Here is a 13,105-nt window from a genome sequence, read left to right as displayed (position 1 = left end):
AGAAACGAGGGCCATGCATGTTCATTTCATTTAACATGTTTATTCTATTAATTGTTGCAACGATCCTAATGATTTTTCTGATTATCTATTTGACAGTCACTGGAAATGATAAAAATAATAAAAAGAAACAAAAGAAAGAAACAAAAAGAACTACGCCAACTTTAAACAAAAAAACAACCGTTCCCCCTTCTCAGAAGCCAAATGTTGTGACTGATGTTGCAAAAAAGAGCGAGCCGGAAAAGCAAGCCGTACAACGAACACAGCAACCAACCACTAGAGAAGACGAGACTTCTCAATTTACACGAAGCCAACGTCATAAATGAAAATGGGACATAAGTCGAGATGACTTATGTCCCATTTTCTAATTCTTAAGATAATCAGCTGAACAAAAAATCCGCTAGTTGTTTCACTTTTTCTTTTAATTAATGATAGTTTATTCTTCTTTTCAGGTGTATACTAAATGATTGAAAAGAGACTTTAACTAATTAGGAAGAGGTGATTTTTTGTCTGCAAAGCGGTTTATTCAATTATTCATTTGTTATGCTATTTCAATGATTGTCGCAATACTTTTAACGGACTTATTTAATTTCTCGAGTCCTATAGCTTATTTAGTAGTGGCTAGTATCATCGGCTATGTAGTCATTACTGTTCCATTAACAATTATGACTCTATTAAAAAATAAAAATTAATAAAAAAATTGAGCGATTTTAATCACTTAAATTGCTCAATTTTTTTATTTTCATAATATTTTTCACTTATTTTTTCATTTTCATTGACAGAATAGTTGTAATTGTCAGAAAATTGTATATAATAAAGAAAGTTATTTTCATATTATTTTTTTCAATTAAAGGAGAATCCTATGAGTGAAACACAACAAACAACCTTAAAAAAACAATTAAGCTCGCGCCACATTACGATGTTAGCCTTAGGGGGAGCGATTGGCGCAGGTCTTTTTAAAGGAAGTGGCGAAGCAATTGGTATTGCTGGTCCTTCTGTTTTAATCGCCTTTCTAATTGGCGGTGCTGTTCTCTTCATCGTCATGAGTGGTTTAGGAAAACTCGTTTTAGATGGCGGAGACACACATCATGGTTTGTCTGGCTTAGTTCGACCATTTTTAGGTGCACATTCTGCTGACTTTATTGATTGGGTTTATTATTCCATGTGGACAATTAATATTATCGCAGAAGCGGTTGCCGCAGCTTCCTTTTTACAACTTTGGTTTCCTAATATTCCTGCTTGGTTTTTTGTTTTCATTTTAGCTATTTTAACGACGCTCATCAATCTTTACTCGGTTCGTTTATTTGCAGAAACAGAATATTGGTTGGCGTTTGCTAAAATTAGTGTCATCATTTTGTTAATTATTTTTGGTGTTTATCTGGTGGGACAACAAATGCTAGGCAGTGGTGTCTTCCCTACTTTACAAAGTATCACCGATCATGGTGGCTTCGCCCCACATGGCATGAAAGGTATTGTTAATTCTTTATTAGTAGTTATTTATTCTTATGGCGGTTCAGAATTAATCGCGATTACTGTCAGTGAAGCAGATGATCCTAAAAAAGCCATTCCTAAAGCGATTCGTGGTGTGATGGGACGGATTATTTCCTTCTATATCATTCCATTATTCTTACTTTTGATTATTTTCCCTTGGAATACATTAGCAGGCACAACGGTGAGTCCATTTGTTATGGTTTTTGAAAAAATGAATATACCTTTTGCTGCTGACATCGTAAATTTTGTGATTATTTTAGCCTTGTTTTCTTCTATTAATTCTGGGGTATACGCCTCTTCTCGCCTTTTATATTTTCGCTTAAAAGATAAAAAAGGACCCATGAGTAAACTAGCGGTTTTAAACAAGCACCAAGTACCTCAACGTTCAGTTTTCTTCTGCGCAAGTGTTTTATATCTGGGCGTTATTCTTTCTTATTTTGTTGGCGATGAATTATTTGGTTACTTAGCCGGTTCTCTCTCTTACACTGTCTTGCTAATTTGGATTTTAATTAGCGCTGCGGCGTTTGTTCTGTCTTTAAAACGAGGGTCTCTCTTTGAAAAAAGTATTAATCTCCTTGCTTTAATCATTTTAGGCCTCATCTTTATTGGCATCTTATTTACAAATTCGTTAGGCGTTACTCTTTTAACAGGCCTATTGTACTTTGTTATTTTCTTTAGTTATCGTAAGAAAAATGATTCCTTTCTACTCTCTGATGAAAGCTAAATAGACTGAAAAAACGAACAGTTTTGTAAGAGAACTGTTCGTTTTTTCGATGTTCCATCTCCTTCTTCTTTTGCTATGCTATTTTTGTAAATTGTTAGGAGGAGAAAAAATGAAAAAAATCGGCGCTATTTTATTTATCGGCTTATTGATTGTTGGTGGTTATACAGGCTATCGTTATTATGCAGATACATATAAGGGTGAAAAAGCCTATGCACAAGTTCCTCTAGAAATTCCTGAACGAAAACAAACAGTAGATGACAATCAAAAAAGCATAGATGGCCAATATTCTTTACACTATCGACTAACTTTTGTTAAAAGTAATGGAAAAACACAAGTCATGGATTACGAACGGACAGACAAAAATCCGCAACCTTTGGAACCAAATGCTTACATAGAAGCAACCATTAGTAAAAAAAGAATCATCCAATCTCCTGTTAAAATTGATAAAAAAGAGATTCCAGAAAAAGCTTTCGCACAATTAAATAACCGAAAAACAACCAGCGATAATTAGTCATCGCTGGTTGTTTTTTTACATGGAATCGCAATTAATTCATAAATAATGGTATGCTGATTTTGCTTAATTTCATGAGAACCAAAAATTTCTTGTACGCGTTGTTCTAAAATTGGAACTGACCATTGTTCTTCAAAATAGTTGCGGAAAAAGTCTTTTGAAATAGCTTCTGATGCTTCAAAGAAAAATTTTTTTGTGAAAAAAGGTCGCTGTTCTTTTTTTAGAAATGCTTTGTATTGTGCCATCCAATTTAACTGCGGGTTGCTCTCTTGCTCAAAAGGAGAAAACAACGAATCTTGCTCTTCCACTAGCCGAAATATAAGACACCATTCTTCACTTAATTGGCACAATGCATTAACTTTTTCCGGCGTATCCAAAGCAGGGTTCATCGCTGAAAAAACGACTTGAAATTTTTTCCCAGTCTCAATCAGTCTTTCTTGGCTTTGGTGAAGAAAAACAACGTTGCTTTGTGCTTTTGCTTCCGCAATCTCCAACATTCTCTGAGAAATATCGGCTAGCGTATACTCCGTGACTTGCTCTTGAAAAAAAGGTAAATATCGTCCTGTCCCACCTGCGATATCCAGAAATGTCTGACACGGAAAAAGACCTTCTTGGACCAAGAAATCCCGTAATTCTCGGGCAATTGGAAATGGCGATTCTTGTTGAATTTCTTCATATTCTTCTGCAAATTCATCCCAAAATTCCGCTAATTCTTGCTCATTATTATTCATCAACAGTTGCCCCTTTCTCTCAATTCTTATAAAAAGTGTAGCAAAAGAAGCGCCAAAGAGCTAACAAGTTCACTCATTTAAATCAATAATTTCATCTACAAATCGCAGGGTTTTAGGTCGATGAGTAACCAAAATAGTCAACTTATTGTGGGTAAATTTTTGTACTTCTTGTAACACTTTTTCTTCGGTCTTTTCGTCCAATGCGGAAGTCGCCTCATCTAAAATAAGTATCTCTGCTTGTGTAAATGCTAAGCGTGTAAAAGCAATCCGTTGTTTCTCGCCACCAGAAAAATTCATTCCTTTTTCACTCACAATAGTGTTTAAGCCTTCCGGTAACCGTTCATAAAGTTCCCCCAACTGAAAACGATACATAGCTTCAATTACTTGTTCATCAGAAATTTCTTGATTAAATACAATATTTTCTTTCAACGTTCCTTGAAATATTGGCACATCTTGAGATAAATAAAAAACTTTTTCATAATAATCTTCCAAATTAAATTGTGTTAGAGGAAATTGATTCACATAAATTGTCCCCTCTGTCGGCTTCAATAATCCTAAAATCAATTTAATCAGGGTAGATTTGCCTGTCCCACTTTTTCCAATCAAGCCATAGGTTTTATTCATTGAAAATTGTCGATTTTGTTGGGACATAATCGTTTGACTATCTACGCTAAAACACACATCTTTTAATGAAATTGTTTGAATTTCAGGTAACGCTTTGCCTGGAACCGCTAAATCAGGATCATCTTCTTTTTTATAAAAATCTTCCAAGCGCTGATAGGCTACTTTATCCAAATTATATTGAACAAATAAAACATTAAATATGGCTATCGGCGTATAAATTCGATCGATATACATCACTATCGCTACAAGTCCACCTAAACTTAATGTCACAACGTTAGTAAAACTAAGTACGACAATGCTTACTTTGATAAGTGCGACTAACAAGGCAAAAAAGCCAAAGAAAAATTCATGGATCATAGTCATTTTTGTTATATTTTGACTATTTTCCTCTGCCATTAACGCGTAATTTTCAATCTCTTTTTTATATTTTCGATTAATTCTAAAAGTTACTAGTTCGGTCATCCCTCGTATCAAAGTAGCATTCATTGCTTCTTCAGAAATAAGTGTTTTTTCTTTCATGTTTTGTAGCGTTTTCAAAAGTATTTTGGTTAAAATAAATACAATCACATAACCAATTAGAATTGCTGGTAGTAATTTTTTATCAATCAATGCTATGAAAAATAAATTAAATAACGTCTCTGGAATTAGCTCTCGAAATAAGCGCCCATAAAAATTCAAGTGGATATTTCTCCCAGCTGCTGCACCAACTTCTACTTTTTGTAGTAAAGCTCCCGCTCCCAGTTTTAGATATTCTTCATAGGAAATCTTGCTCATTTTTATTAAACTTAATTTCTTCAAATAGAAATAGATGCCATTAGTTAAGTAAGCTTTTGGTTTCTGTTCACAATAAGACAATAGCGGAATTAAAATAATTGTCGTTCCATACGCTACTAACAACCCTAGTTGGAAACTTTTTTGATAATGATCTAACAACTGTTGAAAAAAATAAATTGCTAAAGCACTACATAATGAAACAATCACGCCAATCAAAATGTACCAAGTGAAGCTTTTCCGAAAGTGCGACCATATTTTTTTAGTCATTTACTCCCTCCTTTTCGAGCATTATATACCTTACTGTAGCATAGTTTTTGATTGGCGCCTATCAACAATTTATCTCCAGATAATAGAAAAGCCCCCCAGCGAAAGCTGGATGGCTTTTCTATTGTTAATTCTTTCTGATTTGTAGATAACTTATACCTAAAACGGCAAATGTACTTGCCAGTATTCCTGCTATTAACATAAACGGTGTTTTTGTTGTGCCTGTTTTGGGAAGTTCTCGTTGCCCGTTTGCTTCATTTAATTTTTGAATTGGTTCACTAAGCAGTTGGGGAACCAATTGTGGGCTTCCTTCATTTTTCAATGTATTTAATGGAGCGTTTAGTATTTGTGGTTGATTTTTTGATGTAACATTTTTATTTGTCTCCACAGTTGTTTCTGTGGATGGCTGTTTTTTCTCAGTTGTAGTAATTTCTTTTGTTGGTGAGACATGGACTTCTGGTTGACTGCTTTCTGCGGTTTCTGTTGTGCCGTTCTCTTCAGTTGTCACACTTGGTTTTTCAGGTATGATTGACTCAATCGTGCCTAGTGTTTCACTTTCATCTGGATTTTCTTCTTCTGTTGGCGACACATGAACTTCTGGTTGGCTGCTTTCTGCAGTTTCTGTTGCGCCGTTCTCTTCAGTTGTCACACTTGGTTTTTCAGGTATGATTGACTCAATCGTACCTAACGTTTCACTTTCATCTGGATTTTCTTCTTCCGTTGGCGACACATGAACTTCTGGTTGGCTGCTTTCTGCAGTTTCTGTTGCGCCATTCTCTTCAGTTGTCACACTTGGTTTTTCAGGTATGATTGGTTCAATTGTACCTAACGTTTCACTTTCATCTGGATTTTCTTCTTCTGTTGGTGAGACATGAACTTCTGGTTGGCTGCTTTCTGCGGTTTCTGTTGTGTCTGTCTTTTCACTTGTTTCTGTTGCCTGTTCCGAAGTAGGTGTCTTTGGTTCCCATTCTTCTATTGTCTCTAAAGGAATGTCTAGACTTTCTTCTGTTGGCATTTCCACATTTTGATTGCCGCTTGCCTCGCCTTCTACAAAAACATTTTTAACCTGTGATGTATTTTTTTCATTCATTGCGTCTTGATTGTTTAGTTGATAATTGATGTCATAACTATTTTCAAATGTTGCTTGATGTTGGCCTGCTTCTGTGATTGTCGAAGTGTAACGGACGATAAAGGAAGTAAAGCGTGCTTTATCCCGATAAAAACGTAAATTAAAGTCATTATCTGTCACGAAGTCAATTTTGCCATAACCCTGTTGCTCAAACTCGGCAAGTGAAATATATTTAGTTTCTTTGTCATTCACAATATCAAATGTAAAACTCTCTTTATTTAATTGTTGACCACTTCCTTGTCGATCCGCAATTGAAATATCTTCTGTGACATCGGATTTATTGAGGTTCACATTTAAAAACCAACGTACTTGATTTGACTCTCCAGCCAAATCGCCTACTTTATAAAAAAACGGATAGTCTTGCTCAATTTGGCCAGTCTCTGTGTTAGTCACTCCTTCAATCGTCAAACGTTGAGTCGCCGTTGCTGTTCCGAAATCCGTTTCTATCACATTCGGTTGCGAACTATTGGTGATAAGCGTTTTAATCCCGAAAGAAAAATGCCCATTCACATTATGTAAAGATTCAACTTTTTCGTTAAATGTTGCTACAACATGATCTTTATAGATAAAAACTTCCCCTAAACCATTTAAATTGATTTTTCGTGGTGAGCCATCGTTCTCGGTCATTCCAACTAATGCATTTGGTAAAGTTAAAGTAATAGTATCTCCAGGTTTTATTTTCTGATTCTCTTTGTCACTAAAAGATACTTTAATTGAGGTCATCTCTCCTTGATATAAAGTAGTGTGATCTAATTCTACTTTGTCAACGATTGAACTTTTGCTCAATTCGGCGCCAAACGAAATTGGACCAATCAATAACGCCCCCGCAATTGGTAGAATCATTACCAACAGTAACACTAAAAATTTTACACTTTTTGTCATAAAAAATTATTCACCCTTCTTTTCTCTTATTTTTTCCACTTAGTGGTCTTTTTCAGAAGTTGACAATAACAAAAAGATATGTCTCGTACAATATTAATGCTCATTTAAGTAGCCTTTTTTTAAATTTCTAATTCACTTCCTAAGGAAAACGTTTTATTATGGTAGTTACATTAGATAACATTTGTTACAAAATATCTAATGCTGCCAAGTTTGAGTTGCATAAATAACATATTTCACATCAATAATGAATAAAAATACTTATTTCATCCTCATTTTGTTTCCCAGGCCATTTATTCTTGTTATAATAAAGTTTATGAGATAAGGAGGAAAAGAATGAAAAATTCATATTTTGACGGTGGTTTAGCAACGTATATCGGGACTTCAATTTTAGCAACCTTGATTACTGTCTTTACATTAGGCATTTGCGCACCTTGGGGAATTTGTATGATGTACAACTGGAAAATCAAGCATACCGTTATTGATGGTAAACGCCTTTATTTTGACGGTACAGCTATGCAATTATTCGGTCATTGGATTAAATGGCTTTTATTAACTATAATTACTTTAGGAATTTATGGTTTTTGGTTGAATATCCGTTTGCAACAATGGATTACAAAACATACCCACACACTTTCATAAAAAGAGGAAGGATGAACTGAGTTACGGTCCATCCTTCCTCTTTTTATGAATATCTAACAGAGTGTTATCCTACTCTTTGAAAAAACAAGGAATTTATGCTATACTTTGATAAGTATCAAGGGATACTTATGTTATTTCGGGGGCGTTACGGATTCGACAGGCATAGTTGAGCTTGAATTGCGTTTCGTAGGTTACGGCTACGTTAAAACGTTACAGTTAAATATAACTGCTAAAAACGAAAACAATTCTTTCGCTTTAGCTGCCTAAAAACCAGCTAGCGAAGATCCTCCCGGCATCGCCCATGTGCTCGGGTCAGGGTCCTAATCGAAGTGGGATACGCTAAATTTTTCCGTCTGTAAAATTTAGAAGAGCTTACCAGACTAGCAATACAGAATGCCTGTCACTCGGCACGCTGTAAAGCGAACCTTTAAATGAGTGTCTATGAACGTAGAGATTTAAGTGGCAATATGTTTGGACGCGGGTTCGACTCCCGCCGTCTCCATTAAAAAGGAACTTGCTAAACGTTGTTAAATCAACGATTTAGTAAGTTCCTTATTTTCTTGGGAGTTGGACTGAACTCGGACTTTTGAGAAAAATCATAAAGAAAATAGAAAAAGGTATCAACTAATAATCAAAATTTGGTGAATACTTTCAAGAAAACATTATTAAAAAGGTAATCTTTTACATAACGAACCAATTTTCTGCTGAATAATTTCAATTTATTTAAATTATACTTGATTCGATTAGCTTCACATGGATATCCACTTTTTCTAAAATGAATCTCCATTGTAATTATTTCATATTTATGAATAGATATTCTAATGGATAAACCTGTAGAAATTTCGATTTATATTACCTTATAGAATCCAGATAACAAATTTGTATAATAAAAATAGATTCAATATTTTTGTATTTTATGTGGTAAAATTAATTAAATAATGTCAAAGGAGATTCTCAAAATGGGTTACGTAAATTTCACTATAAAAAATTTAATTAAGAAAATAGATAACAATGAATATGTACTACCTGCGCTTCAAAGAGAATTTGTATGGAAACCAGAACAAATTGAAAGATTATTCGATTCCATTATGAAAGGATATCCCATCGGCTCGTTCTTATTTTGGAACGTCCAAAATGAAAATATAAATAAATATGAATTTTATAACATATTAAAAGAATACCATCAAAGAGATGCTAGACATAATACAAAAATCAATATTTCACATAAAGATAGTGTTACAGCAATACTAGATGGGCAACAAAGAATAACATCTATCTATATAGCTTTGAAAGGTACCTACAGCTACAAAATAAAAGGAGCATGGAAAAATAATGACAATGCTTATCCTTCGAGACAGCTTTATTTAAATATCGTTTCTCCAAATTTAGATACCAACAAAGATGTTCAATTTGATTTTAGATTTTTAACTAATGAGGAAGCAGAAGATTTTACCGAAGATACTCTTTGGTACCCTGTCTCCGATATTTTGCAATTTGAAGTAGGTGAAATGTTTACTGTGATTGCTAGATATCAAGAGCTTTATCGGAAAAATTTTCCTAATGAATCCGTTGAAAAAACAAGTTATATTATGAATTCTTTAGGAACTTTACATCAAATGATGGAAAAAGATATATTGGCATATTATGAAGAAAACTCACAAGAAATTGATAAGGTTTTAGATATCTTTATCAGAATGAATAGCGGTGGTACTACGCTAACTTATTCTGACCTTTTGCTTTCTTTAGCGACTGCTAAATGGCAAAATCTGAATGCTCGAGAAGAAATTTATTCATTAGTTGATGAACTAAATATGATAGGAAACGGTTTCAATTTTAACAAAGATAATATTTTAAAGGCTGCTTTAGTGTTAACTGATAAAAAGAATATTAAATTTAGAGCTTCCAATTTTGACAAACAAACCACAAACCTAATCGAAACTAACTGGGAAAAGACAAAAAAAGCAATATCTTTAGCAGTGAATTTACTTTCAAATTTTGGGTTTAATGGAGATACTTTAATTGCTAATAGTGTAATCATCCCTGTTGTTTATTACCTATACAAAATTGATTGCCCAAATAACTATTTAGAAGCTGATAGATACTTAAATGATAGGAATAAAATAAAATATTTTGTTCAGATTTCTTTGTTAAAAAGAATCTTTGGAGGAACTCCAGACTCAATATTACTTAAAATGAGAGAAAATATGCAGGATTTATCCGAAGGGTTCCCATTGTCAAAACTTCTTAAAGTTAGAGATACAAACAAATCTTTAATCATAACGGATGAAGACATTGATTATTTACTAGATACAAAAATTGGAAAGTACTCTTTCACACTTTTATCGGTAATTTTTCCAGCCATAGATTTAAAAAATAAGTTTCACCAAGATCATATATTCCCTTCAAGCAAATATAAAAATAAAAAGAATTTAAGAGAAATAGGTTATTCAGAAGAAGAAATAACATTTATTGTTGAACACATCGATACAATTGTAAATTTACAATTACTAGAAGGCATTCCTAATACAGAAAAAAATAATAAGTATTTCGATGATTGGATATTAAAAAGATATAATTCTAACGAGGAACTGGATTATTATCTAAATAGGAATTTACTAAATAAAGTTTATAAAAAGAATGAATTCATCCAAATGTATACAGATAGGAAGGAAGAATTAAGAAAAAGACTGCTACAAAACTTATCTTTTTAGACATCTTTTCAATTACTAATAACTATGTTTTATATCAAAGCTAGATAGTATAGAAATAAACTAACCCTATTATTCTTGCTAGTATTCCCTTCTCTATAGAATAATTCTAGCAAGAATAACATGAATAATAAAAATTATGTATTACTATTATTAACTATCGTGTTAGTCGGTTTAGTACTGACACTTTTTACTGTAATTAATTGGATTACTTACTCAGTGATCTTGTTAATTGTAGGCATATTAAGCAAAAGAAAGTAGTTGATTAAATGACTTACACTGAAAAAATCGAAAAATTAATAGACCTAGATTTAACGAGCTATCGTATTGCAAAAGAAACTGGTATCAGCACGCAATACATTGACAAAATCAGAAGTGGAAAAACAGCTATTGAAAATATTGGACTTGGAAAAGCGGAAATATTAGTAAAGTATTTTGATGATTTAGAAAAAAACATATCTTGATATGATGTAGTTTTTAGCTTCTATATTTCTAATATCAATATTTTTTTCAACATCTTTTTTGATTCACAAAAAAAGACCCCAAAAAATTCTGTAGAATTAAAGTTACTGAACCCATTCTAAGTAGGAATCAAGTTATGCTAAGCTTATCAAAGAAACATTGAATAGTTTAAACCTGAATGTTATATAGGATACTTATATTTCCACCTTAAGTGTAATGAAATTTCTATGGCTTTTTTATAAGTATTACCTCTTAAACTGTTAATGTGGTTGTCGTGAACCATCTACATAACAGGTCAATAAAAAAATAAAGAGAAGGCTCGTTACCTCCTCTTACACTTCCTATCACATTATCTTTCTAAAACCACTTCATTTTCTTTTTCTCTTGGTGATTTTGGGTATTGCATAGAACATGGCTAAAAATATTATTGTTATCAAAAGAGTCTTTAAGATTTCAATTTCTCCTGAATCTATCCAAGTATACACAAAAGCGATGATAAAAGTAATTACTATTTCCGTAACATGATCTTTTAAATTCATTAACTTAACCCACATTGAACTGCCCATAAAGCTAGTTGTCCAGCTATAATAATAGCATTCGTCTTTAACCCATTGGCTTTAGCGAAGCGTAATACAGTCACTGCTAATTCTTTCCAAGCCTTCTTTTGTGCAGCTTTTACAATTGCGCTGATACTAATCATTGCAAAAAACTCATCTTTGATTTTGTTAGCAACGCAACTTCCTAATGCATTCCAATTAAAACGCGCTTGAACTACTGTTGAAGCATCAGAAATATTTACATTTAACTCCTTCTCAACTGAAGAAATCTCTTGCTGAGCAAAATTATTTTTGACATAGTTTTTAAAGTTATCTTCCGTCACTCCATTCGCATACATTTCTTCCAGTCCCTTTGCTACAGCCTCAACTTCTGAATCCTCTAGCTGGTCAGATGCATAAACACTTGTACCAGCGCTGATAAAAATACCTAATGTCATTAGTAATGCCATCGCCAAACAAAAAAATTTAGCCTTTTTTGTCACCTGTAATTCCATACATAAATCCCTACTTTCTTTTTCCTTGTTATAATCATAACAAGGAAAAAGATAATTTATCATCAAAATCCCTATTTGATGCTTATATTTTCCTATATATCCTAGAGTTGATTTTTCTCACTAGTGATCACATCAATTTGAACTAATGATTCAAAAAAAGACACAGGTTATTTGAGGTAGTGCTAGGTTCTATTTTGAAAACAACACTGCTCTCTTGAAATATTTTTTGAGCTTACCTAAACCTTCTGAAACGAATATAGAAAATAAAAAAAGAGTCCCCTTTCTCAAGGAAACTCTCAATTGCTAAGTCAAAATAACTTCACGTTATCTAAATCTTTTAAATCAATCCTATGGTTCGCGGAACAAAGGAGCTAAAAACTTAATAGAATAAATCGCACAAATTCCGACAATAATATAGATAATTTTTGCTAATGGTGTGGTTGCACCGCCACTAATTGTTGCAACTAAATCAAAATTAAATGCGCCAACTAATAACCAGTTTAAGCCTCCGACAATCAATAAAATTAAAGCAATAATATCCAGATATTTCATTTTTAACACTCCTTCCAAATTTGATAAGCCAAGAGTAACACGTTTATTCTTTATTTACGAAAATAATGATTCAGAAAAAAACTTTTTCCAATTATTTTCTCAAATCATTTTTTCATTATTAAGAATTTTATGATATAACTAAAGAGTAGACAAAAACAGATTCATTATCTCTGATAAGAAATGGTGGTTTATTATGCGTGCTAAGTTATTTTTAATTTTGCGGAATCGAGTGTTATCCCGTGTTGTCTTTGTCATTCTATTTTTACATGTGTTTTTTACCACAAATGATTTCACGGTGTTGCTGCTCCTCTTACTATTGAATTATTTACTCACGCTTGAAGATAGCGCGAAAAAAAACAGAAAAATCCAAACTTGGCAGGAATTTAAACAGTCGATTGATTGGCCCTTTGTCGCTTTTTATTCAGGGCTTGCTCTTTTAGTTATTTCGTTAATACTTCTGTTTCTCTGGTTCAATTATGCACGATAAGGAGGATTAAAAATTGAAAAGCTATTTTTTACTCTTTTTTTTAGTATGTTTAGCCTTTTCGTCATACTACTTTGGTTTT

Annotated in this window: 14 protein-coding genes and 1 other RNA gene; 9 read left to right on the top strand and 6 right to left on the bottom strand. The window is 32.9% G+C overall.

The window, feature by feature from the left end; genetic code table 11:
* Window positions 1-35: 35 nt before the first annotated feature.
* The 4 genes from IGL07_RS05150 to IGL07_RS05135 all read left to right on the top strand — a co-directional run bounded on the left by IGL07_RS05150 (window position 36) and on the right by IGL07_RS05135 (window position 2,723).
* Window positions 36-323 (top strand): hypothetical protein, encoded by a 288-nt coding sequence (locus IGL07_RS05150; RefSeq protein WP_002386008.1) that lies wholly within the window; start codon window positions 36-38, stop codon window positions 321-323.
* Window positions 324-503: 180 nt separating this feature from the next.
* Window positions 504-689, top strand: a complete 186-nt coding sequence (locus IGL07_RS05145) for a hypothetical protein (RefSeq protein WP_002358046.1) — start codon at window positions 504-506, stop codon at window positions 687-689.
* A 170-nt stretch (window positions 690-859) separates the two neighbouring features.
* A complete protein-coding gene (locus tag IGL07_RS05140) occupies window positions 860-2,212 on the top strand; it encodes an amino acid permease (protein WP_002382100.1) in 1,353 nt (450 codons plus the stop codon).
* Window positions 2,213-2,321: 109 nt separating this feature from the next.
* Window positions 2,322-2,723: a YxeA family protein gene (locus IGL07_RS05135; RefSeq protein WP_002369637.1), complete on the top strand. Its 402-nt coding sequence runs from the start codon at window positions 2,322-2,324 to the stop codon at window positions 2,721-2,723.
* Here the strand turns inward: IGL07_RS05135 and IGL07_RS05130 are convergent.
* The 3 genes from IGL07_RS05130 to IGL07_RS05120 all read right to left on the bottom strand — a co-directional run bounded on the left by IGL07_RS05130 (window position 2,720) and on the right by IGL07_RS05120 (window position 7,127).
* Window positions 2,720-3,454: a class I SAM-dependent methyltransferase gene (locus IGL07_RS05130; RefSeq protein WP_010817165.1), complete on the bottom strand. Its 735-nt coding sequence runs from the start codon at window positions 3,452-3,454 to the stop codon at window positions 2,720-2,722. The genes IGL07_RS05135 and IGL07_RS05130 overlap by 4 nt on opposite strands.
* A gap of 69 nt (window positions 3,455-3,523) precedes the next feature.
* Entirely contained in the window at window positions 3,524-5,119 is a 1,596-nt protein-coding gene (locus IGL07_RS05125) for an ATP-binding cassette domain-containing protein (RefSeq protein ID WP_010817164.1), read from the bottom strand.
* A gap of 124 nt (window positions 5,120-5,243) precedes the next feature.
* Window positions 5,244-7,127, bottom strand: a complete 1,884-nt coding sequence (locus IGL07_RS05120; protein ID WP_438747266.1) for a collagen binding domain-containing protein — start codon at window positions 7,125-7,127, stop codon at window positions 5,244-5,246.
* Window positions 7,128-7,460: 333 nt separating this feature from the next.
* On the opposite strand from IGL07_RS05120, the gene IGL07_RS05115 reads away from it, so the two are divergent.
* The 4 genes from IGL07_RS05115 (at window position 7,461) to IGL07_RS05100 (ending at window position 10,938) form a co-directional block, all read left to right on the top strand.
* Window positions 7,461-7,766, top strand: a complete 306-nt coding sequence (locus IGL07_RS05115; RefSeq protein WP_002360604.1) for a DUF898 family protein — start codon at window positions 7,461-7,463, stop codon at window positions 7,764-7,766.
* A gap of 138 nt (window positions 7,767-7,904) precedes the next feature.
* Window positions 7,905-8,271, top strand: a transfer-messenger RNA (tmRNA) gene (ssrA, locus tag IGL07_RS05110).
* Window positions 8,272-8,725: 454 nt separating this feature from the next.
* Window positions 8,726-10,477, top strand: a complete 1,752-nt coding sequence (locus IGL07_RS05105; RefSeq protein WP_002377851.1) for a DUF262 domain-containing protein — start codon at window positions 8,726-8,728, stop codon at window positions 10,475-10,477.
* Between the two features lie 266 nt (window positions 10,478-10,743).
* Window positions 10,744-10,938: a hypothetical protein gene (locus IGL07_RS05100; RefSeq protein WP_002360606.1), complete on the top strand. Its 195-nt coding sequence runs from the start codon at window positions 10,744-10,746 to the stop codon at window positions 10,936-10,938.
* 366 nt (window positions 10,939-11,304) lie between these two features.
* Here IGL07_RS05100 and IGL07_RS05095 read toward each other — a convergent pair whose 3' ends face one another.
* The 3 genes from IGL07_RS05095 to IGL07_RS05085 all read right to left on the bottom strand — a co-directional run bounded on the left by IGL07_RS05095 (window position 11,305) and on the right by IGL07_RS05085 (window position 12,539).
* Window positions 11,305-11,490, bottom strand: coding sequence for a hypothetical protein (locus tag IGL07_RS05095; protein ID WP_025189508.1), 186 nt, complete (start codon window positions 11,488-11,490; stop codon window positions 11,305-11,307).
* Complete coding sequence (entV, locus tag IGL07_RS05090; protein ID WP_002377852.1) at window positions 11,475-11,987, bottom strand: enterococcin EntV; 513 nt, start codon at window positions 11,985-11,987, stop codon at window positions 11,475-11,477. Before entV ends, IGL07_RS05095 begins: the two co-directional genes overlap by 16 nt.
* A gap of 348 nt (window positions 11,988-12,335) precedes the next feature.
* Window positions 12,336-12,539, bottom strand: coding sequence for a DUF378 domain-containing protein (locus IGL07_RS05085; RefSeq protein ID WP_002381996.1), 204 nt, complete (start codon window positions 12,537-12,539; stop codon window positions 12,336-12,338).
* A gap of 193 nt (window positions 12,540-12,732) precedes the next feature.
* Between IGL07_RS05085 and IGL07_RS05080 the strand changes: the two genes are divergently transcribed.
* Window positions 12,733-13,026, top strand: a complete 294-nt coding sequence (locus tag IGL07_RS05080; protein WP_010817161.1) for a hypothetical protein — start codon at window positions 12,733-12,735, stop codon at window positions 13,024-13,026.
* Window positions 13,027-13,105: the final 79 nt, after the last annotated feature.

Source organism: Enterococcus sp. DIV1368f (assembly GCF_051712245.1).
GTDB classification, from domain to species: Bacteria; Bacillota; Bacilli; order Lactobacillales; family Enterococcaceae; genus Enterococcus; species Enterococcus faecalis.
The sequence above is the reverse complement of the archived record's forward strand: the minus strand, read 5'-3'. Positions and strand labels throughout refer to the sequence as shown.

Bases quoted from the DNA above. Each gene is read 5' to 3' on its own strand.
- IGL07_RS05150 (WP_002386008.1), top strand. From the start codon at position 36: ATGTTTATTCTATTAATTGTTGCAACGATCCTAATGATTTTTCTGATT.
- IGL07_RS05140 (WP_002382100.1), top strand. From the start codon at position 860: ATGAGTGAAACACAACAAACAACCTTAAAAAAACAATTAAGCTCGCGC.
- IGL07_RS05135 (WP_002369637.1), top strand. From the start codon at position 2,322: ATGAAAAAAATCGGCGCTATTTTATTTATCGGCTTATTGATTGTTGGT.
- IGL07_RS05130 (WP_010817165.1), bottom strand. From the start codon at position 3,454: ATGAATAATAATGAGCAAGAATTAGCGGAATTTTGGGATGAATTTGCA.
- IGL07_RS05125 (WP_010817164.1), bottom strand. From the start codon at position 5,119: ATGACTAAAAAAATATGGTCGCACTTTCGGAAAAGCTTCACTTGGTAC.
- IGL07_RS05120 (WP_438747266.1), bottom strand. From the start codon at position 7,127: ATGACAAAAAGTGTAAAATTTTTAGTGTTACTGTTGGTAATGATTCTA.
- IGL07_RS05115 (WP_002360604.1), top strand. From the start codon at position 7,461: ATGAAAAATTCATATTTTGACGGTGGTTTAGCAACGTATATCGGGACT.
- IGL07_RS05105 (WP_002377851.1), top strand. From the start codon at position 8,726: ATGGGTTACGTAAATTTCACTATAAAAAATTTAATTAAGAAAATAGAT.
- IGL07_RS05100 (WP_002360606.1), top strand. From the start codon at position 10,744: ATGACTTACACTGAAAAAATCGAAAAATTAATAGACCTAGATTTAACG.
- IGL07_RS05095 (WP_025189508.1), bottom strand. From the start codon at position 11,490: ATGTGGGTTAAGTTAATGAATTTAAAAGATCATGTTACGGAAATAGTA.
- entV (WP_002377852.1), bottom strand. From the start codon at position 11,987: ATGGAATTACAGGTGACAAAAAAGGCTAAATTTTTTTGTTTGGCGATG.
- IGL07_RS05085 (WP_002381996.1), bottom strand. From the start codon at position 12,539: ATGAAATATCTGGATATTATTGCTTTAATTTTATTGATTGTCGGAGGC.
- IGL07_RS05080 (WP_010817161.1), top strand. From the start codon at position 12,733: ATGCGTGCTAAGTTATTTTTAATTTTGCGGAATCGAGTGTTATCCCGT.